This window comes from Agarivorans sp. JK6 (genome assembly GCF_045277145.1).
Lineage (GTDB): Bacteria > Pseudomonadota > Gammaproteobacteria > Enterobacterales > Celerinatantimonadaceae > Agarivorans > Agarivorans albus.
The window spans coordinates 1,845,709-1,868,758 of the sequence record NZ_CP113525.1 but is presented as its reverse complement, the minus strand read 5'-3'; the positions used below and the strand labels follow the sequence as shown (position 1 = coordinate 1,868,758).

20 protein-coding genes are annotated in these 23,050 nt (G+C 44.3%); 5 read left to right on the top strand and 15 right to left on the bottom strand.

Going from position 1 to position 23,050, the window contains the following annotated elements:
- The 7 genes from folC to fabB all read right to left on the bottom strand — a co-directional run bounded on the left by folC (position 1) and on the right by fabB (position 9,265).
- Entirely contained in the window at positions 1-1,272 is a 1,272-nt protein-coding gene (gene folC, locus OV592_RS08880) for a bifunctional tetrahydrofolate synthase/dihydrofolate synthase (RefSeq protein ID WP_406611134.1), read from the bottom strand.
- Between the two features lies 1 nt (position 1,273).
- Positions 1,274-2,206: an acetyl-CoA carboxylase, carboxyltransferase subunit beta gene (gene accD, locus OV592_RS08875; RefSeq protein WP_152781081.1), complete on the bottom strand. Its 933-nt coding sequence runs from the start codon at positions 2,204-2,206 to the stop codon at positions 1,274-1,276.
- Between the two features lie 134 nt (positions 2,207-2,340).
- Entirely contained in the window at positions 2,341-3,129 is a 789-nt protein-coding gene (truA, locus tag OV592_RS08870) for a tRNA pseudouridine(38-40) synthase TruA (protein ID WP_152781083.1), read from the bottom strand.
- Between the two features lie 141 nt (positions 3,130-3,270).
- Positions 3,271-5,601, bottom strand: a complete 2,331-nt coding sequence (locus OV592_RS08865) for a FimV/HubP family polar landmark protein (protein WP_406611133.1) — start codon at positions 5,599-5,601, stop codon at positions 3,271-3,273.
- A 184-nt stretch (positions 5,602-5,785) separates the two neighbouring features.
- A complete protein-coding gene (locus OV592_RS08860; RefSeq protein ID WP_406611132.1) occupies positions 5,786-6,811 on the bottom strand; it encodes an Asd/ArgC dimerization domain-containing protein in 1,026 nt (341 codons plus the stop codon).
- Positions 6,811-7,935 (bottom strand): 4-phosphoerythronate dehydrogenase, encoded by a 1,125-nt coding sequence (locus OV592_RS08855; RefSeq protein ID WP_406611131.1) that lies wholly within the window; start codon positions 7,933-7,935, stop codon positions 6,811-6,813. Before OV592_RS08855 ends, OV592_RS08860 begins: the two co-directional genes overlap by 1 nt.
- A gap of 112 nt (positions 7,936-8,047) precedes the next feature.
- Complete coding sequence (fabB, locus tag OV592_RS08850; protein ID WP_406611130.1) at positions 8,048-9,265, bottom strand: beta-ketoacyl-ACP synthase I; 1,218 nt, start codon at positions 9,263-9,265, stop codon at positions 8,048-8,050.
- A 114-nt stretch (positions 9,266-9,379) separates the two neighbouring features.
- On the opposite strand from fabB, the gene mnmC reads away from it, so the two are divergent.
- Entirely contained in the window at positions 9,380-11,422 is a 2,043-nt protein-coding gene (gene mnmC, locus OV592_RS08845) for a bifunctional tRNA (5-methylaminomethyl-2-thiouridine)(34)-methyltransferase MnmD/FAD-dependent 5-carboxymethylaminomethyl-2-thiouridine(34) oxidoreductase MnmC (protein WP_406611129.1), read from the top strand.
- Between the two features lie 66 nt (positions 11,423-11,488).
- On the opposite strand, the gene OV592_RS08840 is transcribed toward mnmC, so the two are convergent.
- Positions 11,489-12,061 carry a DUF922 domain-containing protein gene (locus OV592_RS08840; protein ID WP_406611128.1) on the bottom strand — a complete coding sequence of 191 codons (573 nt, stop codon included), beginning with the start codon at positions 12,059-12,061 and terminating at the stop codon, positions 11,489-11,491.
- A 289-nt stretch (positions 12,062-12,350) separates the two neighbouring features.
- Here OV592_RS08840 and OV592_RS08835 point away from each other — a divergent pair, with 289 nt between their 5' ends.
- Both OV592_RS08835 and OV592_RS08830 read left to right on the top strand, forming a co-directional pair.
- A complete protein-coding gene (locus OV592_RS08835) occupies positions 12,351-13,397 on the top strand; it encodes a response regulator (protein ID WP_040307574.1) in 1,047 nt (348 codons plus the stop codon).
- Positions 13,394-14,365, top strand: a complete 972-nt coding sequence (locus OV592_RS08830) for a GGDEF domain-containing protein (protein ID WP_016403422.1) — start codon at positions 13,394-13,396, stop codon at positions 14,363-14,365. The genes OV592_RS08835 and OV592_RS08830 overlap by 4 nt, the downstream gene beginning before the upstream one ends.
- A gap of 66 nt (positions 14,366-14,431) precedes the next feature.
- Here OV592_RS08830 and OV592_RS08825 read toward each other — a convergent pair whose 3' ends face one another.
- The 5 genes from OV592_RS08825 to prmB form a co-directional block, all read right to left on the bottom strand.
- Positions 14,432-14,734 (bottom strand): hypothetical protein, encoded by a 303-nt coding sequence (locus tag OV592_RS08825; protein WP_152781096.1) that lies wholly within the window; start codon positions 14,732-14,734, stop codon positions 14,432-14,434.
- Complete coding sequence (locus OV592_RS08820) at positions 14,679-15,854, bottom strand: ATP-NAD kinase family protein (protein ID WP_406611127.1); 1,176 nt, start codon at positions 15,852-15,854, stop codon at positions 14,679-14,681. The genes OV592_RS08825 and OV592_RS08820 overlap by 56 nt, the downstream gene beginning before the upstream one ends.
- Positions 15,847-16,359 carry an elongation factor P hydroxylase gene (locus tag OV592_RS08815; protein WP_406611126.1) on the bottom strand — a complete coding sequence of 171 codons (513 nt, stop codon included), beginning with the start codon at positions 16,357-16,359 and terminating at the stop codon, positions 15,847-15,849. The genes OV592_RS08820 and OV592_RS08815 overlap by 8 nt, the downstream gene beginning before the upstream one ends.
- Positions 16,360-16,439: 80 nt before the next feature.
- A complete protein-coding gene (gene aroC, locus OV592_RS08810) occupies positions 16,440-17,528 on the bottom strand; it encodes a chorismate synthase (protein ID WP_406611125.1) in 1,089 nt (362 codons plus the stop codon).
- 11 nt (positions 17,529-17,539) lie between these two features.
- A complete protein-coding gene (gene prmB / locus OV592_RS08805; protein ID WP_016403427.1) occupies positions 17,540-18,463 on the bottom strand; it encodes a 50S ribosomal protein L3 N(5)-glutamine methyltransferase in 924 nt (307 codons plus the stop codon).
- A 63-nt stretch (positions 18,464-18,526) separates the two neighbouring features.
- Here prmB and smrB point away from each other — a divergent pair, with 63 nt between their 5' ends.
- Positions 18,527-19,051 carry an endonuclease SmrB gene (smrB, locus tag OV592_RS08800; protein WP_016403428.1) on the top strand — a complete coding sequence of 175 codons (525 nt, stop codon included), beginning with the start codon at positions 18,527-18,529 and terminating at the stop codon, positions 19,049-19,051.
- Positions 19,052-19,098: 47 nt separating this feature from the next.
- Here the strand turns inward: smrB and OV592_RS08795 are convergent, their stop codons facing one another.
- Together OV592_RS08795 and sixA are read right to left on the bottom strand one after the other, a co-directional pair.
- A complete protein-coding gene (locus tag OV592_RS08795; RefSeq protein WP_016403429.1) occupies positions 19,099-19,308 on the bottom strand; it encodes a DUF1107 family protein in 210 nt (69 codons plus the stop codon).
- A 185-nt stretch (positions 19,309-19,493) separates the two neighbouring features.
- Positions 19,494-19,958 carry a phosphohistidine phosphatase SixA gene (gene sixA / locus OV592_RS08790; protein ID WP_406611124.1) on the bottom strand — a complete coding sequence of 155 codons (465 nt, stop codon included), beginning with the start codon at positions 19,956-19,958 and terminating at the stop codon, positions 19,494-19,496.
- A 159-nt stretch (positions 19,959-20,117) separates the two neighbouring features.
- Between sixA and OV592_RS08785 the strand changes: the two genes are divergently transcribed.
- Positions 20,118-22,904, top strand: coding sequence for an insulinase family protein (locus tag OV592_RS08785; protein ID WP_406611123.1), 2,787 nt, complete (start codon positions 20,118-20,120; stop codon positions 22,902-22,904).
- The last annotated feature ends 146 nt before the right edge of the window (positions 22,905-23,050 follow it).

Sequence of the window (23,050 nt, the reverse complement as noted above, 5' to 3'; positions counted from 1 at the left end):
TTAACTCTCTGCTGTTGCTGAAGAAGACAATTCTAATATCTCGGCCACGGTAAAAAAAGAACCAAACACAATTAACATGGTGTTATCGTCTAATAGTTTGAGGGCAGCAGAATAAGCCTGAGCCAACTGCGGGTAACGAGTTAAGCTTGCTTGAGAGGCTAAGCAACTCGCCAATGCACTACCATCGTCACCGCGAGGTCCAGCTAAACCGCTAATATGCCACTGCTCTACCATACCAACTAAAGGTTGTACCGACTGTTGCATATCTTTATCACCCAGCATCGCGCACAGCGCAATAATTTTACGGCCATTAGCTAGCGAGGGTAATTGAGAGGCTAAGTAATTAGCAGACTGCGGATTATGCGCCACATCTACCACGACCAATGGCTTGTCAGAAATGACTTGCAAGCGACCAGCCAGTTGCCACTCTTTGATTGCTTTCGACAAATCGGCGCTAGGTATTTCAAGCCCAAGGTGTTCTAAGGTAGCAATAGCGGCGCCTGCATTCACTACAGGCAAACGAGGATAAGGCAGACCTTGGTAAGTCAGCTTTACGCCACGATAAGCCCAGCTATCCGCCTCTTTTTCCAGCTGATATTCTCTCCCAGCAACTAGTTGATTACAGTTGAGTTGTGCCGAACATTCCAAGACGCTGGCAACTATATTACTGTCCCCTACTACCACTTTACCGTTTTCACGAAAAATACCGGCTTTCTCGCGACCAATTTGCTGTATGTCGTCACCCAACCAATCTACATGGTCAACTGCAACGGTTGTAACCACACTCACATCAGGCTCAACAATATTGGTAGCATCTAAACGTCCGCCTAAGCCGACTTCTAAAATGACATAATCCAAAGGCTGCTGGGCAAACATCCAAACGGCAGCAAGAGTACCAAACTCAAAATAACTTAAACTGGTTTCTTGGCGAAGCTCTTCAATGGCAGAAAATGACTGGCAAAATGCATCGGCTTCGGGCAGTTGACCGTTAATTCTGACTCGCTCTCGATAATCCAGGATATGTGGTGAGCTATAAACACCGACTTGATAACCTTGCGCAACTAAAATCTGTTCAAGTAGCGCGCAGGTAGACCCTTTACCATTGGTGCCGGCCACCGTAATAACCGTAGCATCTAAATGGCGTAGTTTTGCGTGCTCAGCCACTTTGGCAACCCGCTCTAAACCTAAATCAATCGCGCTATGATGCTGGGCTTCTAAATAACAAAGCCAGTCTGCAAGAGACCGGCTTTGAGTTTCTTTCTTAGACGACATATTATTCTTTTTCGTTGGCAGAAATAGTCGGTCCTAAATCTTCATCAGCATCGATAGGCTCAACCAACACCTCGGTATCCGTGCTTACAATGCCCATCATTTTTGAAGCCATTCCAGCAATGCGGTCACGCATATTACGGCGGTCAATAATGATGTCGATAGCGCCTTTCTCGAGCAAAAACTCACTGCGCTGGAATCCTTCAGGTAGTTTCTCGCGAACGGTTTGTTCAATAACGCGAGGACCAGCAAAACCAATTAAGGCTTTTGGCTCGGCAATATTAATATCACCCAGCATTGCAAAGCTGGCAGATACACCGCCCATGGTCGGATCCGTAAGCACTGAGAAATAAGGTAAACCTTTTTCACGCATTTTAGCCAACGCCGCCGAGGTTTTCGCCATTTGCATTAACGAGAACAAGGCTTCTTGCATGCGCGCACCACCGCTGGCAGAAAAACAAATCAAGGCACGATTTTCTGCTAAGCATTTATCTACTGCGGCTACAAAGCGTGCACCCACTACCGAGCCCATAGAGCCACCCATATAGGCAAACTCAAAGGCACAAGCCACTACAGGCAAACCCTTCAGCTCACCTTTCATAACTACTAATGCGTCTTTTTCACCGGTATTGCGCTGAGCGCTGGCAATACGGTCTTTATATTTTTTGCTGTCTTTAAACTTAAGCTTATCGCGAGGCTCTAGCTCTGCCGCTAATTCTTCACGACCATCTTGGTCTAAGAAGGCTTCTAAGCGGTCACGAGCACCAATCCGCATATGGTGGTCACACTTGGGACAAACATTGTGGTTACGTTCTACCTCTGCACGGTATAAAGTTTGCTCACAGGAAGCACACTTGGTCCATACACCTTCTGGAATATTGCGTCGCTTACCAGAAGCACTTTTACTTTTCGGAAGAATTTTCTCTAACCAACTCATCGGGAACCTTACTTCTCAATAGGCGATAAAATCGCCGTGATAACAGAATGCATTGAATGGCGGCAATTAAACCACAATTGGCCAAAATATTTTACATAAAACTGGTCTAACCCTTCATTATCGTACAGTTTTTTTTAACTTGCTGGCAAAAACAACGGTCCGATGGGCAAATTCGGTAAGTCAAATTCTTCGGGATAATCAACTTGCACCAAATACAAACCAGCCGCTTTGGCAGTGGCTGCAGCTTGAGCGCGATCTTTTACCGCCAATAATTCAGCAATCCATTCTACAGGTCGCTCTTGCTGGCCCACTTTCAATAAACTACCAACAATATTTCTAACCATGTGATGCACAAAAGCATTGGCTTTAATGTCCACCACTACATAATCGTTGTAGCGGCTCACTTTTAGATGTTCAACTCGGCGGAATGGACTGCGGCTTTGACACTGCACAGCACGAAAAGAGGTGAAGTCTTGTTCCCCAAGCAGCGCTTGCCCTGCTTGTTCCATCAACTCTATATCTAGCGGCTGATGATAAAAGCTCAAGCCTTGATTAAGGATTGCTGGGCGAAATCGGCTGTTATAAATAACGTAGCGATAGCGACGGGCAGTAGCGCTAAAACGCGCATGAAATTGGTCGCTAACCGGTTTAGCCCAGCGCACGGCAACATTTTTTGGCATGTTAGCATTTACGCCTAATGTCCAAGCCGCCATTTTGCGCTCAACGGGCGAATCAAAATGCACTACTTGTCCGGTTGCATGGACGCCGGCATCGGTTCTACCTGCACATTGCACTTCTATCGGGCTATTAGCCACGATAGATAGGCTAGATTCTAATTCTTGCTGGATTGATTGAACGTCTCGTTGGCGTTGCCAACCAAAATAACCGGCACCATCATATTCGATGCCTAAAGCGATGCGCATAAATTACCACTGATTGTATCTTTGGCGGCTATGATAAAAAAATGACAGCACAAAGTCACCGCTTTATCAGCACCCTCTGTTGAATAGCAGATACAAAAAAGGCAGTGATAAGATCACTGCCTTTTTCCATATAACTAAGTTTTAGCTAAAGCGAGAAAGTAACTCCTCGGCTTCTTTCTTCAAACTTTTGTCTTCGCTAATTAGCACTTCTTGAAGAATTTTCTTAGCGCCGTCTTGATCGTCGATCTCCAAATAGGCTCTCGCTAAATCAAGCTTGGAAGCCATTTCGGCATTTGCGTCAACATCAACGGCAGGTTGCTCTTGTGGCAATACATCTGGGAACGAATCAAGCTCTACGTCCAAACTAGGGCTGTCGTATGGATCGGCTTCGTCAGTGCTGTCTTCGTCTGCATCATTTAAAAGCATATCGATGTCGACAAATTCTCGTTCTTCGATGTCGCTACGAGAAGGAAGTTCATCTTGCTCAGTTGCTTCAGCATTTTCATTGAAAGCATCTGAACCAAAACTGGCAAACATGCTATCAATGTCATCATCAGAAACTTCATCTTCCTTATCGTCACTAAGTGAATCTGTGGATAGCTCAGGCGTCTCTTCCTCAGCCAGTGGCTCGAGCGCTAGGTCTTCAAGCTCGCTTTCAAAATCACCAATATCGGTAACGTTATCGGCAACTGCTTCAGCAGCTTCCTCCGCAGCCTCAATAGATGGGTCTTCAAGTTCCAGTTCGGTTAAATCAACAAAGTCATCATCTAAGTCAAAAGCTTCTGGCTCTTCGCCAGCAGAACTCTCAGACTCCGCAGCGTCACTTACTTCTTCGGAAGCACTTAATGCTGCTAAGTCAGCGGCGGCATCTTCAAGCGTTCCTGATTCACCCTCTAAATTCTCAAACTCATCTTCTAGGCTAGCAGTGGGATCATCAAGCGTAGTTATTTCGTCTTCATCTAGTTCTGCTGATAGATCAATGTTGTCTAAATCGACTTTTTCTTGCTCACTAACTTCCGATAACTCAGCTTCCATTTCTTGCTGCTGTTTTAGCGCATCTTCAAATGAAAGTTCATCGTCATCAACCGGGCCTTCTTCGCTCACTTCAAACAAGTCTTCCTCGTCGTCCATGGCTAAGGCAGCTGCAAGGTCATCGGCGCTAATTACGGCATCAGGATCTTCTTCCGCTGGGCTTTCTTCCTCTAGAGCATCATCTAGAGAGGGAACAAGGTCGCCAGATTCAAAGGCATCTAAAGCCGCCATTTCACTGTCGTCTAAAGAAATCTCACTAATCGGGTCAGCTTCTTCTTGCGCAGCAGCAAAGTCTTCAAAGCTAGCTTCTTCAATTTCGGGCTCTAAATCATCGGTATCATCTTCAAACGATTCAGGCTCTGGGATCGTTTCATCAACACTTAGATCTGGCTCATCTTCTTCAAACTGACTATTTAAGTCTTCGGTTTGTTCATCTTCAGGCTCTAAGTTGTCGCTAAATAGCTGTGAAAACTCATCATTTTCATCATCCATCATATTGATGGTTGATTCAGCCATTTCCTTATCTTGCTCTTCTAGCTCTTTTTTGGCCTTACGTCTAAACAGCAAGGTAATCACTAGTGCAATAAGCAGAATTGGAATAAAAATCACTAAGCCAATATTTAATGGTGAAGAAAAGAAGCCCGAGCTGCTTTCTTTGTCCATCTCACTGGCGTCAATTTTCGGTTTTTCTAGCAGTTGCAATATTTGAGTTTGATTGCGACGGTTTTCGTTTAACTCTTCACGAATACTGGCCAGCTCATCACTTAGCTCTTGAATGCGCATTTTCATGCGATGGTTTACTTCAGCCAAACCTACCATCTGCTGGCTAGATTCATCCATTTGCTGTTTTAGTACATCAAATTCTTGACGTTTTAACTGCTCTAGCTCGTCAATTCTGGTTTCTAGGCGATCACGTAAGGAGTCTAAATCTTTTTGGGTTTTTTCTAAGGCTCCTGCATCTGCCATTGGGCGAGCGGGAGTAACCGCCTTAGGCGTAGCAACTGGCGTAGACGTTGTAGTAGTTGTTTGTGCCGCCGGTTTATTAACCACCACTTTAGTGGTTTTCTTCGGTGCTAAGGCTCTTACCGCAGCTTGATGATTAACCGCTTGCGCTTCTTCAAGCGTAGGAAGCGAAAGGTAACTACCGTTGATAATGGAATTAATGTTGCCATTATTAAAGGCTTGAGGGTTTTTATTCAATATTGCGAACATCATTTGATACACGCTGATTGAACGGGAAGGACGATTTAAACTCGCAATAGCCCATAAAGTGTCATTGCTGCGCACCGGCCCATATGTTTGTTGTTCAGGTTCACCAACAACTTCGTCTGGCCCCACTAACTCAACATAAAAGGTACCCGTTTCTTGTGCGATGGCTGTACTGAGAGTTGAAAATGATAAAACAGCCGACAATGCAACGAGGGAAATCTTCCGCCCCATAGTTTTTCCTTGTTTTCTTCCTGGAGACTGAATCGCTTCAATCCTTTGTTATTGCTTTAATATAACCAGCTAACAATCAGCGATCTAGCGAAACAACTAACAGTTTACGCCTAGATCGCATTTTACTACGCTTTTCCTCAACTAGAGTTATCGGCGCATTGACAATTATCTAAACATAAATCGCTTAAATATATTGTTTTATTAAAGTTTCTGCGATTAAAGCGGCGTTCGCTACCACACCTGATTGCGGGTTATTGGCCATTAAAGTTAAGTTAACACCATTTTCTGTATTTGGATTTTGGCGTAAACGGCTTAGAACTATTGATTCGCTGTTTGCTATGTTACTTACCGGCGTAACCAGTTCATCTTCTACCAGTTCAAAGGCTTGGTGGTTCGTTAACCATTCTTTAATGCTTAGCAAATCTAAGGAATAGGTTCCGTACAAATGCAGTGACAAAGTATCACCGTAGAATACCGGAACATGTTGCGCGCTTACATTGATGCTAAGCTCAGGAGACTGCAACATGGCTCGACACTGTTCACTTAACTCAGCCTCAAATTGGCTAGCACCCAGCAATGCTTCCTCGCCCTGCTCTGGCAATAGGTTAAACGCGAGTTGTTGAGCAAACAGTTTAGGCTCAACCGGCAAACCGTTTAGCAAACGCGCTGTTTGCCCTGCTAGCTCATCGACACCCGGCTTGCCTTTATTTGCCGCGCTCAGCATGGCATTTACTTCTACTCGCTCTAACTCAACATCTTGTTGGATTATGTGCAGTAGCAAGGCTAGTTGCCCAGCTAAACTACTTGGGCAATTTAACCAACGCTCAGACAAACCTTCAGCCACTTGTTCAGGATTAACCGCGGCATGCACCCATGAATAAGCTTCTTGGTTGGCATGCGCCATGTCGATAATCACACAACCAAGTTGGCGGGCTTGTTCAGCCATATCAACGGCTGCTTCTTCGCCAGAGAGCAACCAAGCTACACTCACTTCCGACCAATTAACTAACTGTGCTTCAGCAATTTCAAGGCTTTGACCTTGCCACTTTAAGCGACTTTCCTGCTCTTCTTCGTCGAGCTCTTCTGCTACGTCGATGTTTAAAGGAAAAATCTGCGCAGCAGGAAACTCTCGTTGCTCTAGTAGGCTTAGCAACTGCTGACTTTGCTCACTTTCTGCACCGATAATTGCGACATTATGAAACTGTTGCATTACTTGTTCTCTTGAATGTTAAAGCCAAGCGCACCTAAGTTTGCTTGCTTGTGTTGATTAACCACCTGCAGCGCAGAAAACTCTCTGCGTTGCGGATAAAATTTGCGGAGCTTATCAAACCCTGAAGGGCTTGCTCCATGCTGGCGAAAACGGCGATCGTCAGCAAAAATGTTATAAACCAGTTGGGTCAACTTTGTTAGCTGAGAATCACTTAACTCTCCTTTGAGGGTGATCTGCGAAAACTCAGGCACAGGTAACAACTGCTCACTTAAATCGTTAGCTTCAATCTTTAATGCTTGGCACATGGCTTGGTACACCATACTGGTACCACGCATTTTCCCCTCTAAGCTATAACCAGCAATATGCGGAGTGGCAATAAAGGCATACTTCACTAGTGGCTCAAGTATAGTGGGTTCACCTTCCCATACGTCCAATACCAATAGCGGTGATTTCCCTTGCGCTGCAAATTCTAGCAAGGCTTGGTTATCTATGACCTCCCCACGACAAGCATTAACCAAAATCTGCTCTGGGGTGAGTTTGCTAAGTACCTGTTGATTAAACAGGTGGTATGTAGGGTGCTTACCAGTTTTAGTTGATGGTACATGTAAACTAATAACGTCGGCCCCAAGCACCTGCTCAAAGCTTACCGAATTATCGAGAGTTCCTTGCTCAGCAAGTGGTGGATCATAAAGCATTACTTGCATACCTAAAGCTGCAGCACGCTTTGCCACTTGTGAACCGGTATTTCCGGCACCAACAATCGCAATGGTTTTTCCAACTAATGATTGATAACGATACTCAGTGGCTGCTAACAAAGCAGTTGCTACATACTCTCCTACGGCAATCGCATTGCAGCCTGGGGCGCTGGCAAAAGCAATGCCTCGCTCAGCTAAATAGTTTTGCTCTACGTGTTCGGTACCAATGGTGGCGGTACCAACAAACTTTAGTTTGTTGGCTTGAGAAAGTAGCTGCTGATTTACCTTGGTCACTGAGCGAACTAATAAGGCGTCAGCATCAACTAACTGCTGCGGCTGCATAGTTCGGCCATCTACAGCCACAACTTCACCGTGTTGACTTAAAATTTGTTGAGCAAAGGGGATATTTTCGTCGACAACTATCTTCATTGCGTATGCTATTGGAGGCTACCTAATTTTTGAGGTGGGCAATCTTACCACGCGTTATAAATTCCATAAAAAAAAAGCTGCCTAAAGGCAGCTTTTTTCAAACAAATTTGATTTAGTCTTGGAAACGTTCGATTACAAGCGTGGCGTTAGTGCCACCAAAACCAAAGCTGTTAGACATTACGCGATTTAACTTCGCGCTCTTGGCTTCATTAGCCACAATGTTCAAACCTTCGGCTTTTTCATCCAATGTATTGATATTAATGCTTGGTGCAACGAAGTCATTTTCCATCATCAGCAAAGAGTAAATTGCTTCGTGAACACCTGCCGCGCCTAATGCGTGACCAGTCATCGCTTTAGTTGCGCTAATTAATGGGCTGTTGCCACCAAACACTTCTTGAATTGCACCCAACTCTTTCACATCGCCTACTGGCGTTGAAGTACCGTGGGTATTTACGTAATCAATGTCACCTTCTAGCCCTTGCATAGCTTGGCGCATACAGCGCACTGCGCCCTCACCAGATGGCGCAACCATATCGTAACCATCAGACGTTGCACCATAACCCACTACTTCACCGTAGATTTTGGCGCCACGAGCAAGTGCATGCTCAAGCTCTTCAACCACAACCATACCGCCGCCGCCAGAGATAACAAAGCCATCTCGGTCTGCATCATAAGTACGAGAGGCAAGCTCTGGGTTGTCGTTGTATTTAGTCGACAATGCGCCCATAGCATCAAATTCCATGGCTAGGGTCCAGTGAAGTTCTTCACCGCCACCAGCAAAAACAACGTCTTGCTTGCCTAATTGAATCAGCTCTAAAGCGTGACCAATACAGTGAGCACTGGTTGCACAAGCACTGCTAATTGAATAGTTTACACCTTTGATTTTGAACGGTGTCGCTAAGCAAGCAGAGGTGGTGCTCGACATGGTTCTAGGTACCATGTAAGGACCAACACGACGTACGCCTTTGGCACGTAAAATATCGGCCGCTTCTACTTGGTTTTTAGACGACGCACCGCCAGAGCCAACAACTAAACCTGTGCGCTCGTTTGATACTAAGTCTTCGCCTAGCTTGGCATCTTCAATAGCTTGTTGCATTGAAAGGTAAGAAAATGCTGCAGCGTCGCCCATGAAACGCATGGTTTTGCGATCAACATGCTCAGCAGGGTTAATTTTTAAATCACCCCATACTTGGCTACGTAAGTTTTGCTCGGCAAACTCAGGTGAATGGGTAATTCCCGATTTACCTGCTTGTAAGGATGCTAATACTTCTTCTTTATTGTTACCGATACTAGATATAATGCCTAGCCCGGTGATAACTGCTCTTTTCATCAGATGGTCTCACGGGTTGTATTTGCTGCTATGTTACCGATTTTGCAGCCTAATCTGGTCGGATGAGAGTACACGTGTACGCTTAAATTTTCTAGTAAAACTCGAGGTAAAGTTTTGTCTTCATCGGATAATGTGAATAACACCACAACAGCCACGATTCATTGGAATCCAGAAGGTACCCCTGTGGCTACCGATTACGACGATGTCTATTTTTCTGTAGACAATGGTTTGGCCGAAAGCCGTTACGTTTTTATTGAACAAAATCAACTCACTGAGCGCTGGCAAAACCATCAAAGTCCTAGCTACGTTATCGCCGAGACGGGTTTCGGCACTGGCTTAAACTTTTTGGCGGCATGGCAGCATTACCAGCAATTTCTCGAAACAAACCCCGATACGGCGTTAACTCGACTACATTTTATTAGCTTTGAAAAGCACCCTTTATCACTAAACGATCTAAGCCAAGCCCTAAAACAATGGCCTGAACTTAAGGAGTTCAGTGACCAGCTAATTGCATACTACCCTCAAATTATGACGCCTGGATGTCATCGAATTGCCTTTCACCACCCGGCCCCCATTACCTTAGACATTTGGATCGGCGATGTGCACCACAACCTGCCAGAAGTTCCGAACATTAGCGGAGGCTTGGTTAACTCTTGGTTTTTAGATGGCTTCGCTCCCAGCAAAAATCCTGATATGTGGACACAAAAATTATTCGAGGGCATGGCTGTGCTTTCGGCTAAAGATGCTTCCTTAGCCACCTTTACCGCAGCAGGCTTTGTGAGAAGAGGTTTGATTGAAGTAGGCTTTGATACGCAAAAAGCAAAAGGTTTTGGCCGAAAACGTGACATGTTAGTGGGCCGTTTCAAACAGCAAACAGCGCCTCAAAGCCTAAACTCCCGACTATACAGCCGCAATGGGATCAAAGCGGGAGAAGACGTCGCTATTATTGGCGCGGGCATTGCTGGTGTTAGCCTCGCCTATGCGTTAGTTAAACGAGGAATAAAAGTTAGTTTATATGAAAAAAACAGCGCTGCTGCTTTAGAGGCCTCCGGCAACCGACAAGGCGCAGTGTATCCTTTGCTTAGCCCTAACCAACCTCACGTTAGTGAGTTTTTTCAGCATGCCTTTAATTATCATCATCAAGTGTTGGCACAATTGGCACAACAGCAGTTAGAAGTTGAACACGATTACTGCGGCCTATTGCAATTGGCATATAACGAAAAGTCTCAAGCAAAAAATCTCAATATTGCTCAAGCTGGCTACCCTAAAAACTTGGTTTACCCGGTAGATAAGGCTACCGCCAGCAAGCTGGCTGGCCTGAGTTTAGATGACGAAGCCTTATTTTACCCTCACGCAGGATGGGTGAATGCAAAACAATGTGTGCAAACCATTCTAAAAGCAGCGGAGCAATCTGGGCTATTAAGTGTGTACTACGGGCATGAGTTAAGCGAGTTTGAACTGGAGAACCAAGGCTGTAGACTACATTTTGGCTCACAGGTAAAACAACACAACAATATAGTTTTCTGTCAGTCTCACCATCTATTGAGTTTGCCCCAAGCTGAGCAGCTTCCCATCACCCCTGTGCGTGGGCAAGTCAGCCATATCGAAACCACGCCACAACTAAGTAAGCTCAGTAAGGTATTGTGTTACGAAGGATACTTAACACCTGCCAACCAACAGCAGCATTGCATTGGTGCAAGTTACATTCGCAATGATTTAAGCCTTGAACTAAAAGCCAACGAAGCAGAGAGCAACTTAAAGGCAATTAGAAAGTGTCAGCCCCAACCGTGGAATGAGCAACTAAAGCTGGCAAATATACCAGGCCGAGCAGCAACCCGCTGCGCAGTGCGCGACCACTTCCCATTGATAGGCCAATTGCCAAATTTGGAACAATTGTTTAGTGAGCAATACCAACAGCAATGGCAAGAGGTGAACCCTCCAAGTTATGGTGGAGTATTTGTTGCTATTGGTTTTGGTTCAAGAGGAATATGCAGCGCACCATTTGCTACGGAGTTGTTAGCCGCCCAACTATCTAACGAACCGATACCACTTAAGCAAAGTACTTTAAATTGCGTTCATCCACATCGTTTTTGGAACCGACGTTTAGTAAAAAAGCGCCCTTTAGCCTTAAATTATCGTGAGTTCAAAAATAGATAAGCGTGTTGAATCAACGTTCTAATTGGCCAAGCTAACAAAATAGTCTTGGCCCAAATTGCTGATAACTTAAGGTATTGTTAAACCTAAAGACTCGCCATGGCGCGTTTGGCGCTGATAGGTACGAACCTTTTGTTGTGCGCTAGCTAAAGCCGCTCTGCCTTTGGCATTAATTAGTGCTTCAAGTTTGTCGCACTCTGTTGCACTTAAGCCTTGAGTTTGCTGAATAAAGCGGTCAACACTTTGTTCTATTAAACGGGTGATTTTTTGGTGGTACTGCTGAGCAGCTGCAATATAACCAATCCAAGATTGTTGGGCTGCAAAATCTGCATTACTCTGGCTTATCCAACGAGGCATCACTAAATCAGCACTTAGCTGTAATTCCGGTTGAAGAGCCTCGCAACGGTCGTTACGAATTTGCACCTTAGGTGTCCAATTCATTCGATATTGCGCAGCAATACTGTAACGATTTCCTTGTTTTTGGGGACCTTGCGCTTTCAGCTGATTACGTAATTGGTTTAAATCATGAGCGCTAACATCATAATACTCTATACTACTTTGCACCGAGGCAGACTGTGCGCATACAGAAAACAGTACACAAACGGCCACTACTCCTTGCCTGATCCATCTTGCTGGTTTCACTTTAGTTCCTCTAAAAGTCCACTTCCGTTTACTAGCTTTAACGCTAATTAATAGATTTATTTTTATATTTTGACCCTGCAGCATAACAGACAGTCAGCACAAGTTTGAAACTTTAACTAATAATCAATAACTTCTCGACTAAACTTATCTTTACACCGAACTACAGAACAGTTTTTGTGAATCACCTCAAAGCGCGGCATACAAATCTCTGTTTTTTATCAATTGAGACTTAGCAAGGTTGGCATTTAGCTTCATACTGTCAGCATACAAGGAGAGTTAATAGTAAATTATGTCGTTACCAATTCTCATATGCGATGACTCCAACCTCGCAAGAAAGCAAATGGCCCGCAGCCTTCCACCCGGCTGGGATGTAGAGATAAGCTTCGCCAAGCATGGCCAAGAAGGAGTTGACTTGATCCGTCAAGGTAAAGGAGACGTGGTTTTCCTCGATCTCAACATGCCAGTAATGGACGGATATGAAGTACTAGAAGAAGTGCAGAAGAACGATTTACCGGCACTGATTATTGTGGTGTCTGGCGATGTTCAACCCGAAGCCTATACCCGAGTTAAACAACTTGGTGCCCTCGATTTCATTAAGAAGCCTACGAACAAAGCTAAAATTGGTGAAATCTTGGTTGCCTACGGCATTGTTGAATCGCAGCAACTGCTTGAGCTTGAAAACGACTTAGCCGCTTTAGATAAAATGCCCGCACCGGTCAACGATACACTTTCACCAAAAATTGTCGACTTTAGGGACCACTACCAAGAGATTGCCAACGTAGCGATGGGACGAGCAGCTGACTTACTAGCGCGCTTACTCGATGCATTTATCGTTTTACCTATCCCTAACGTTAATATTCTTGAAACTAGTGAATTGCATATGGCGCTGACTTCGGTTGAAGAAAACGAAGCGATGTCGGCGGTTTGCCAAGGCTTTATTGGCTCTGGTATTGCCGGAGAAGCGCTGCTTTTGTTCCACGATTCTAGTTTCGCTGATATGTCTAAGCTTATGAATTATCAAGGCGAATTAGATGACAATGGGCAACTAGAAGTGCTAATGGACATTGCCAACATTCTTATCGGTGCTTGCCTGAAGGGAGTATCCGACCAACTAGATGTTGGCTTTTCACAAGGCCACCCCGTGGTATTGGGACAACATTGTAATATCGGCGACTTAATAAACAGTAATACCCAACGCTGGCAAAAAACTTTGGCAATTGAAATAAACTACACTATTGAAAAGCACAACATTCAATGTGACTTATTATTGCTGATTACTGAAGATTCACTGCCAACTCTAAATAACAAAATTTCTTACTTATTTGAGCACCAATGAGCCAACATCAAAATGAAATGAACGAGTTCCACTGGATGCTGGACATGATACAAACTATCGATGTCGGACTAGTGGTGCTCGATAAAGACTACCAAGTACAAGTGTGGAACAACTTCATGGAAACCCACAGTGGCTTGCGTCCCGACCAAGCCCAAGGTAAAAAGCTGTTCTCGCTATTTCCTCAGCTTCCAGAAGATTGGCTGCGCCACAAAATTGATTCGGTGTTTTTTCTAAAAAACCGCGCATTTACCACCTGGGAACAGCGGCCGCACGTATTCCCCTTTAAAAACTATCGCCCAATCACCGGTACGGTAGATTTTATGTACCAAAACATCACCATCATTCCGCTTACGTCATTAACCGGTATTGTTACTCATATTAGTTTAATTATTTATGATGTTACCGATAACGCAGTGAATAAACTTGAAGCGCAGAAGGTCAATGAAGAGCTAAAAATACTAAGCCGTACCGACAAGCTTACTCAGTTATACAACCGAGGGTACTGGCAAGATAGATTAGAACAAGAGTTTAATCGCTTTGTACGAAACACCGCACCTAGCTCTCTAGTGATGTTTGATATTGACCACTTTAAACAAGTGAACGATACCTACGGTCATCCGGCTGGCGATAAAATCATTACTTTAGTGGGTGATACATTACGCAAGGTTATGCGTAAAACCGATATTGCAGGGCGTTATGGCGGCGAAGAATTTGGCGTTATTTTAACCGATACAGATTCAGAACATGCCAAAATCTTTTGTGAACGCTTACGAACCGCGATTGAGGCCTTAAAACCAGTAGTAGATGGAGTGGAAATTCCATTTACTGTGAGTTTGGGAGTGGCAGAGCTAGATGATCAAACTGCCAGTGCTAAAGACTGGTTAGCTAATACCGACCAAGCCTTATATCAAAGTAAACACAACGGTCGAAACCAAACCAGTCTGTTTGCTCATAAAACACCTGATTAATACTCAGGGAAACAAACTAAAAAAGCAAAGCCGAAGCTTTGCTTTTTTGATTCTTTACTTAATCACTTAGGCTACAGCAGAAACAACTTGCTGTTGACTATCAGCAAACGAAATAGCATCGCGCCATAAAGCCTCTACCTGCGATTGCATAGTTTCGTCTGTTTCACCGTCAAAGTGAGCATCCAACAAGGCAATATGCATTTGTGATTTTAAGCAATGCACCATTGGGCGACCACTTAATTCAGTTAGTGTTGCAACAACCCCAAGATGATCACTTAGGTATTGAATAACATTTTTTGGTGGAGCATTTAGATTAGTGTCGTGGCTGTTCAGGTAAGTCTGCAGCAGGGTGACATAATTCTTGAGCATCGGTAACCTCATTTTCAGGGTTCGATACTCGATACATAATATAATCTCGGTAACCAGTAATTACCTTGATGCTTCCAGATAAGTTCTTATCTAGTTCTGTATCGCCAGTATCAACAATCAACGGGCGTCCATGCAAAGATTTAAGTTTAGTTTTTGTTGCTACAACTACAATATTTTCCCGGCCAAGCTTGCGAATAACCGCAGGACTTAGTTGTTGATTGCCACGGCCAAATAAATGTCCCTGACCACCAATGGGTGTAATCAATAGCTTAGTTTGTACGTTGCTTATTCTATTAATCAGCTCAGCTTCGGTCAAATCCTCTTGGACAATTTGGTGATCTTTAACCAAATCTACTCCCAGAAGAGTATTAGGCAGTGATAACTCCTGCATAATAGCGGCTACAGTGGAGCCTGATCCTGCGATAAACTGCTCATCTTCTAACAACTCTATCACTTCGGCGGCAATATCCTGTAAAACCAGCTCTTCAGATTCAATACCACCTTGCTTAACCGACTGAACATAACGCAATTCATCAGGCACGATCATCTCGCCAAAACACTTAGCACGCACTCTTCCTTGGCGAAAAGCTTGCTCGTCGATATCCATTACATCGGCGCTTTTAAGGCTTAGCATTTCGCCTTTAATTAGCTTCTCGATAACAATGCCACTAGCGGCAGGCGTAACGCCATAAACGCCAGAATGAATCTTACAACCAGCAGGAATACCTAAACACTTAGTCCCCTCACCCACAGCACTAAGCACGTCTCGAGCGGTACCATCTCCGCCCGCAAACACCAGTAGCTCTACACCAAGCTTAGCCAGCTGCTGCGCAGCTTGTTGAGTATCAAGCGCATCTGAGGGTTGATTAGCTTGATAAATCACTTCATGAGGCAAGGATAGCTTTTGACACAAGTCTTCACCCATTTCGCCTGAGGCGGTATAAACAATAAATGCTTGCTGAACTTGGCTTAGCGCCTGCAAAGCTTGTTCGGCGCGCAAGTTGGCTTTTTTTGTTGCACCCTTAGCAAGTGCCTGTTCACTCACCCCATCAGAGCCTTTTAGCGCAACGCTACCACCAACACCAGCAATGGGATTTACAATCAAACCAAGTTTAATCATTTGCAACCTCAACCAATGCTTGGTTTGCCTTGTTTAACACCGTCATGAATTTTTGAGCCCTTGCCGGGAAGCCTTGCTGCAAATATAGCTGATACTGCTCTTCAACCGCAGCAGCAAACGCATGGCGGTCACTTTGAAAGCCAGATAAGTTATCAACACTCACTTGAAAAGTACGTCCTGCAGCGCGCGCTAAGCCACACTCCACGGCTTGCGGTTTATATTCCACTTTTTCAAAGTCCAATTGCTGCTGCTGGTTTCGCCCATCGGCCTTATACCAATAACCATAATCTTCTAACTGTCGGCGCTGCTCACCGGCAATGCACCAATGAGCAATCTCGTGTAAGGCACTGGCATAAAAACCATGAGCAAACACTATTTGGTGCTTAACCCTGTCTTCACCTGCTGGTAGATAAATCGGCTCATCTTCTCCAGCAACTAGTTCAGTATTAAAATCAGCAAAGGTTTCATTAAACAGTAAAATAAGCTGCTTTACGTCATCCAGCATCGCTATTCTCTAGTTCTCGCTATGCTATAAAAAAAGCCCCTAAATGCAACATTTAAGGGCTTACTGTTAAAGGCTATATCTTAACGCAGGATCGGCGTTTCTGTCGCTACAGCGCCGTTTTGGCCACGCTGGCGTAAACAATGATCCATTAACACTATTGCTAACATTGCTTCAGCAATCGGTACTGCGCGAATACCAACACATGGGTCGTGGCGCCCTTTGGTCACAACTTCTACCGGCTTGCCATATTTATCAATAGTTTGCCCAGGCACAGTAATACTTGAAGTGGGTTTTAAGGCAATGTGTGCAACCACATCTTGACCTGACGAAATGCCCCCCAACACACCACCGGCATGGTTAGAACTAAAGCCTTCAGGTGTCATTTCATCGCGATGTTCACTGCCACGTTGGTTAACGACCGCAAAGCCGTCACCAATTTCTACCGCTTTAACTGCGTTAATGCCCATTAATGCATGCGCAATGTCAGCATCTAAACGATCAAATACTGGCTCACCTAAGCCAACTGGAACTTGCTTAGCAACAATACTTAAACGCGCGCCAATTGAATCACCTTCTTTTTTCAGCGCTCGCATAAACTCATCAAGCTCTTCCAACTTGCTTTCGTCTGGAAAGAAAAACGGGTTCTGCTCAATTTGAGAAAAGTCGATATTCTCAGCTTTTACTGGGCCGAGTTCACTTAAGTAACCGTGGATCTCTACACCATGGTGTTGCTTCAAATATTCTTTAGCGATTACACCCGCCGCTACCCGCATTGCGGTTTCACGAGCAGAAGAGCGACCACCACCACGGTAATCTCGGGTACCGTACTTTTGATGATAGGTGTAGTCTGCATGGCCAGGGCGGAACATATCTTTAATATTGGAGTAATCTTTAGAACGCTGATCGGTGTTCTCAACCATTAAGCCAATCGAGGTACCGGTAGTCTTTCCTTCAAATACACCTGCAAGAATTTTAACTTGGTCAGGTTCACGACGTTGGGTGGTATAGCGTGATGTACCCGGTCTACGACGATCCAAATCTTTTTGAATCATTGCTTCGTTAATTTCTAGTCCCGGTGGACACCCATCAATAATACAACCCAGTGCAACACCGTGGCTTTCACCAAAGGTTGTTACGCGAAAGAGCTGGCCAATGCTGTTTCCTGCCATTAATTCTATCCTTACTGTTCAAATTGCGAGCGGCAAGCAAGCAATTGCTCGCGGCTAATAATAAATACTCCGTGCCCGCCGTTGGTAAACTCTATCCATGTAAACGGAACATCGGGAAACTGTTGCTGCATATGCACTTGGCTATTGCCAATTTCTACAATTAACAAACCATTTGGAGTTAAGTGATCTGCGGCATCAGCCAAAATCTTTTTAGTTAACTCTAAGCCATCAAAACCCGATGCCAAGCCTAACTCAGGCTCATGCATAAACTCATCTGGCAAGTTACTCATGTCTTCAGCATCAACATAAGGCGGATTGCTGACAATTAGATCATAAGTATGCCCTTTCAACTCGTTTAAGCCATCAGACAAAATAGGCGTAACTTGTTGCTCTAAGCCATGCCCTTGAATATTAATCTCGGCTACTGCTAGGGCATCTTCCGAAATATCAACCGCATCTACTTCTGCTTCGGGGAAAGCATAAGCGCAACCAATAGCTATACAAGCGCTGCCCGTGCATAAATCTAGTATCCGCTTGGGCTCTTCTAGCAACCACGGCGAGAATTGGGTTTCAATAAGTTCAGCAAAAGGAGAACGAGGCACAAGCACTCTTTCGTCCACGTAAAACTCTAAACCAGCAAACCATGCTTTATTGGTTAAGTAAGCCACAGGTAAGCGCTCTTGAACACGCTTAACCACCAGCTCAACCAATAAACTACGTTCTTGACGAGTTAAACGCGCATGCCTTACCTCTGGATCAACGTCCAATGGTAAATGAAGACTAGGCAAAATTAGTTGCACCGCTTCGTCCCAAGCGTTGTCAGTTCCATGACCATAGAAAACGCCAGAAGCATTAAATCGACTCACCGCCCAGCGGATCATATCTTGAATAGTATGTAACTCATCGATTGCTTCTTCGATAAATATCTTTTCCAATTTGGCCTCCAGATTAAGTACAATCACCCACTATATGGCTTCAGGCACAACTGATAATAAAAGATGAAAAAACCAACTGACGAAGATTTCGCTGCTTTCAAAGAAGCGCTCAAAGGCGTTCGCCAGATAAAACAAGATAAAATAAGTCTTGAGCCCACTCGAATCAAGCAAAAAAGCCAACAAAGGGAAAAACAGCAACGAGCGGCCTTAAATAATAGCCAATTCTTCTTTTCTGATGAGTATCACCCTTTACTACCAGACGAAGGGCCAATGCGTTGGCAAAGTGATGAATGCGATCCCTATGAGCTAAAAAAGCTCCGTCGTGGAGATTATTCCCCGGAGATTCTACTCGACTTACACGGCCTTACTCAGCTACAAGCAAAACAAGAAATCGCCGCGTTAATCATTGAGTGCAAGCAACAGCACTACCACGTTGCTTCTATAATGCATGGCCATGGTCAACAAATCCTCAAAACTAAAGTACCTCAGTGGCTGGCTCAACATCCAGAAGTACTCGCCTTTCATCAGGCTCCCAAAATACACGGCGGCTCTAGTGCGTTGTTAGTGTTAATTAGTTCTCCAAACTAAAAAACCACTCCGAAGAGTGGTTTCTACTTTCTAAACAAAGCCTATTGTTAAGCGGCTTTATTCTTAAATTCGTCGATGTGTTGGTTCACTTCTGCCACTGTTTGCCGGTGTTTAGTGGTTTTGTGATTTGCCAAAGTTTCTAATTTACCATTTTTAAACTCGTATGCCCCTCGTCCTTGAATATACAAGCGTCCTTTAAAAAACGCTTTAACGTAACGGGCAATTTTAACTGGAGAATAACGGGAAAATATTTTCATTCATTATGTCCACTGCTGTTTTGACAAAACGAATACTACTAGGAGATATTGACGAATTCTAAGGAAATCGGTAGCAATTCACTGTTCCGCGAAGAAGATCTCAAAAGCACAAAAAACTGGGAACCTTTGAGATTTAGAGCAATACACCAACAGTAAACAGCTAACCGGTTGATAAGTTTGTTTTACTACAAGCTTATTGGGTGTTGCAGTGAGATAAAGCTGTTTTCTTGGCCTACTTGCAACTCAGCAACAGCCGCAGTACTAAATAATGGAGCACCAGCTTCAGCCACTAAGCCTTCAACAATAAAGCCCACTAGCGGCAAATGTGATACCACTAGTAAATTACCATGAGGTTGCTCTATGGCAAGTTCGTTAATTAAGCTCACCACGGCGACTTCGTCACCAGAGGGCGTTAGCTCGTTTAACTCGATCACTTTAACCGCTTCCGGTAAGCTTTGAGCCAAGCGTTGCCATGTTTGCTGGGCACGCAAATATGGGCTCACTAATACATAATCTAATTGTGCTAGTTTATCCGCTAGATACGCCCCCATTTTACCTACTTCATTTAAGCCAGATTGGTTTAGTGCTCGCTCGCTATCGCTAGCAGCGAACATTTCGGCTTCACCATGACGCATGATAAATACTTGCATAAAAGGGCTCTTCTTAATTAATTGAGACGTGTTAAACGTCTAAGCTTACTAATTTTGGCTGCTAATTTAATTGATATGCCACAAAACATCCATCAGAGTTTGCAAGACCAAGTTAAGCGACTGATAATCATACTATCGCCATAAACAAGGAATGTTGCCTTGCGCACTAGCCCTAACGATCCAAAACAATATCGTTACATAACTTTAGACAATGGTCTTAAGGTCTTGTTAGTACAAGATGAAACAGCGCAAAAGTCTGCTGCTTCTCTCGCAGTAAATATTGGCCACTTTAACGATCCCAAAAATCGTGAAGGTTTAGCTCACTTTTTAGAGCATATGCTTTTTTTGGGAACAGATTCTTATCCTAAAGCCGGCGAATACCAAAGTTTCATAAACCGCCATGGCGGTAGCAATAACGCGTGGACAGGCACCGAACACACCAATTACTATTTTGATATTGATAACGAGTGGTTTGACGAAGCGCTTGACCGCTTTAGCCAGTTTTTCATCTGCCCGTGTTTCAACCCAGAGCTGGTTGAGCGTGAACGACAAGCGGTTAACTCTGAATACCAACTAAAAATAAAAGATGATGTACGCCGCATTTACCAAGTACATAAAGAAACGGTAAACCCCGATCATCCCTTCAGTCAGTTTTCTGTAGGTAGCTTAGATACTCTTAGTGATGGTGAAACATCGATTAGAGACGACCTAATCGCCTTTTATCAACAGCATTACTCGGCCGATTTAATGTCGCTAGCAGTGCTTAGTCCCCATGAGCTTGACCAAAACGAAGCGCATGTGCGGCAACTCTTTTCCGCAGTTCCAAAAGTTGCAGTAAATAAGCCTAAAATAGCCCCCTTTTATTTGCCGGAAAACCTAGCATTAGAAACCCATATTCAGCCGGTTAAAGATCTTAAAAAGCTCACTTTGTCTTTTGGCTTTGGCGACATGGATTCACTTTATCGACAAAAGCCTCTCACTTATATTGCGCATATTCTAGGTTATGAAGGGCCCGGCAGCTTAGTGGCTCTATTGCGCCATGCCGGTTTAATTAACTCTATGGCTGCGGGTGGCGGAGTCAGTGGCAGCAATTTTAAGGATTTTTGCATTAGCTACTCCTTAACCGATGAAGGCTTAAACTGTATTGACTCAATCATCGACGCGAGCTTCAGTTACTTGGAGATGATTCGCCAACATGGTTTACAAGCTTGGCGCTACAGCGAAAAACAGCAAGTATTTGAACGGGCCTTCCTTTATCAGGAAAAATCACGGGCTATCGACTTAGTCTCTCACTTAGCCATTAACTTACAGCATTATCCCGCAGACGATGTTATCTATGGCGATTACGCCATGGAGAACTACGACCAAGCTCTTATCTCGCAATGCTTAAAACAAATTGTCCCTGAGAGAATGCGTATTACTTTGGTATCACCCAATGTTAAGGGAGATAAAATAGCTAAGTGGTACCACACCCCCTATTCGGTAAAACGCATTGAACCAGAGCGCATTAAACGCTGGCAATCACCAAGTGAGTTAGAAAGTTTGCAACTACCGGCCAGTAATCCATTTTTGTCTTTTAACCAATCGCCTTTGGTTGAGCCACAAGAACAAGAAGCTGAACCTAGATTGCTGTTTGATAAACCTGGCTTTCGCTTATGGTTTAGCAACGAACCGGAATTTAGAGTCCCTAAAGGGCATTTGTATGTGTCTGTAGATTCAAAACATGCGGTAGCTTCGGTGCGCAACATAGTTTGCACGCGCTTAATGGTAGAGTTGATGCTAGATCATCTCAGCGAGATGACTTACCAAGCCGAGATTGCTGGCATGTCTTACCAGCTCTATGCCCATCAAGGCGGCTACACCTTGCATCTATCCGGATTTAGTGACAAACAAATCTTGCTACTCAAGATGATCATGAATAACCGTTTATTTGGTCATTTTGAGCGTAAGCGCTTTGGAATAATTAAGCAGCAGTTAGCAAAACACTGGCAAAACCAGATGCAAGTTAAGCCTATTTCTCAACTGTTTAGCGAGTTAACTTCGTTGTTGCAACCTAACAACCCACCACCCAGCGCCTTACTCGAAGAGCTCGAAGGTGTTCAATTAGAAGAGCTGCCCGACTTTGTGGCCAAACTTTATCAAAACATTCATATAGAAATGTTGGCTTACGGCAATTGGTCAGAACCAACAATTGAAGAGCTGGGAGAGTTTATTCAGCAAGAAATATCTCCAGATACCAGCCCTTCAAAGGAAACACCAAGAAAGCTTATTAGCATTAAAGATCAGGGAAGCTTGTTATACGAAATTAATTGTCAGCAAAATGACTCGGCGCTAATGATTTATTACCAAAGCCGAGACTTAAGCCCTGAGAGCATTGCCTTGTTTACCCTAAGTAACCACATTATGACCTCAACCTTCTTTAATGAGTTACGCACCAAGCAGCAGCTAGGTTACATTGTGGGAACGGGCAACTTGCCGCTTAATCGCCACCCCGGCATTATTTTCTATGTGCAATCACCACATGGGCAACCGCAAACACTGCTCGATGCCATTAACGACTTTTTGGATGAGTTCCCGGTGCTGATGTTTGAGCTAAGTGACGCGCAATGGCAACAAAGCAAACAAGGGCTAATTGCCCAAATACTAGAGCGCGAAAGTAATATGCGAACCCGTGCTCAGCGTTTTTGGGTAAGCATCGGCAACAAAGATTTGACCTTTAACCAGCGCCAACGCGCAGCGGAATGCATTGAACGGCTTGAGCGGGTTGACCTCGTCCGATTTATGATGAGCTTAAAAAGCAAGCAGCGAGACCGGGTTATTGTATACAACCATGGAGCAAGTGAGCAGCAAGCAGAGCCTTTAAATACCCACCATTTAGAGACAGTGCGAGTAGTTAAAAGCCGTAGTGAGTTTCAGAGTGATTCAGCAATTTATTGCTATAACTAGAAGAGATAAGAAACTATAAACAGTGAAGGCTAGATTAAGCCTTCATTCGGCTATCGTTAAAACCTTGGCTGCGCTTTACGTTAAGTTTTTGATGCGTCCAGAGCAATGGCATGCAAAGTGGCCCAAACAATAAGCCCACCAATGCC

Excerpts from the sequence above, each read along its gene's own strand:
- folC (WP_406611134.1), bottom strand. The coding sequence starts at position 1,272 with ATGTCGTCTAAGAAAGAAACTCAAAGCCGGTCTCTTGCAGACTGGCTT.
- accD (WP_152781081.1), bottom strand. The coding sequence starts at position 2,206 with ATGAGTTGGTTAGAGAAAATTCTTCCGAAAAGTAAAAGTGCTTCTGGT.
- truA (WP_152781083.1), bottom strand. The coding sequence starts at position 3,129 with ATGCGCATCGCTTTAGGCATCGAATATGATGGTGCCGGTTATTTTGGT.
- OV592_RS08865 (WP_406611133.1), bottom strand. The coding sequence starts at position 5,601 with ATGGGGCGGAAGATTTCCCTCGTTGCATTGTCGGCTGTTTTATCATTT.
- OV592_RS08860 (WP_406611132.1), bottom strand. The coding sequence starts at position 6,811 with ATGCAACAGTTTCATAATGTCGCAATTATCGGTGCAGAAAGTGAGCAA.
- OV592_RS08855 (WP_406611131.1), bottom strand. The coding sequence starts at position 7,935 with ATGAAGATAGTTGTCGACGAAAATATCCCCTTTGCTCAACAAATTTTA.
- fabB (WP_406611130.1), bottom strand. The coding sequence starts at position 9,265 with ATGAAAAGAGCAGTTATCACCGGGCTAGGCATTATATCTAGTATCGGT.
- OV592_RS08835 (WP_040307574.1), top strand. The coding sequence starts at position 12,351 with ATGTCGTTACCAATTCTCATATGCGATGACTCCAACCTCGCAAGAAAG.
- OV592_RS08830 (WP_016403422.1), top strand. The coding sequence starts at position 13,394 with ATGAGCCAACATCAAAATGAAATGAACGAGTTCCACTGGATGCTGGAC.
- OV592_RS08825 (WP_152781096.1), bottom strand. The coding sequence starts at position 14,734 with ATGCTCAAGAATTATGTCACCCTGCTGCAGACTTACCTGAACAGCCAC.
- OV592_RS08820 (WP_406611127.1), bottom strand. The coding sequence starts at position 15,854 with ATGATTAAACTTGGTTTGATTGTAAATCCCATTGCTGGTGTTGGTGGT.
- OV592_RS08815 (WP_406611126.1), bottom strand. The coding sequence starts at position 16,359 with ATGCTGGATGACGTAAAGCAGCTTATTTTACTGTTTAATGAAACCTTT.
- aroC (WP_406611125.1), bottom strand. The coding sequence starts at position 17,528 with ATGGCAGGAAACAGCATTGGCCAGCTCTTTCGCGTAACAACCTTTGGT.
- smrB (WP_016403428.1), top strand. The coding sequence starts at position 18,527 with ATGAAAAAACCAACTGACGAAGATTTCGCTGCTTTCAAAGAAGCGCTC.
- OV592_RS08795 (WP_016403429.1), bottom strand. The coding sequence starts at position 19,308 with ATGAAAATATTTTCCCGTTATTCTCCAGTTAAAATTGCCCGTTACGTT.
- sixA (WP_406611124.1), bottom strand. The coding sequence starts at position 19,958 with ATGCAAGTATTTATCATGCGTCATGGTGAAGCCGAAATGTTCGCTGCT.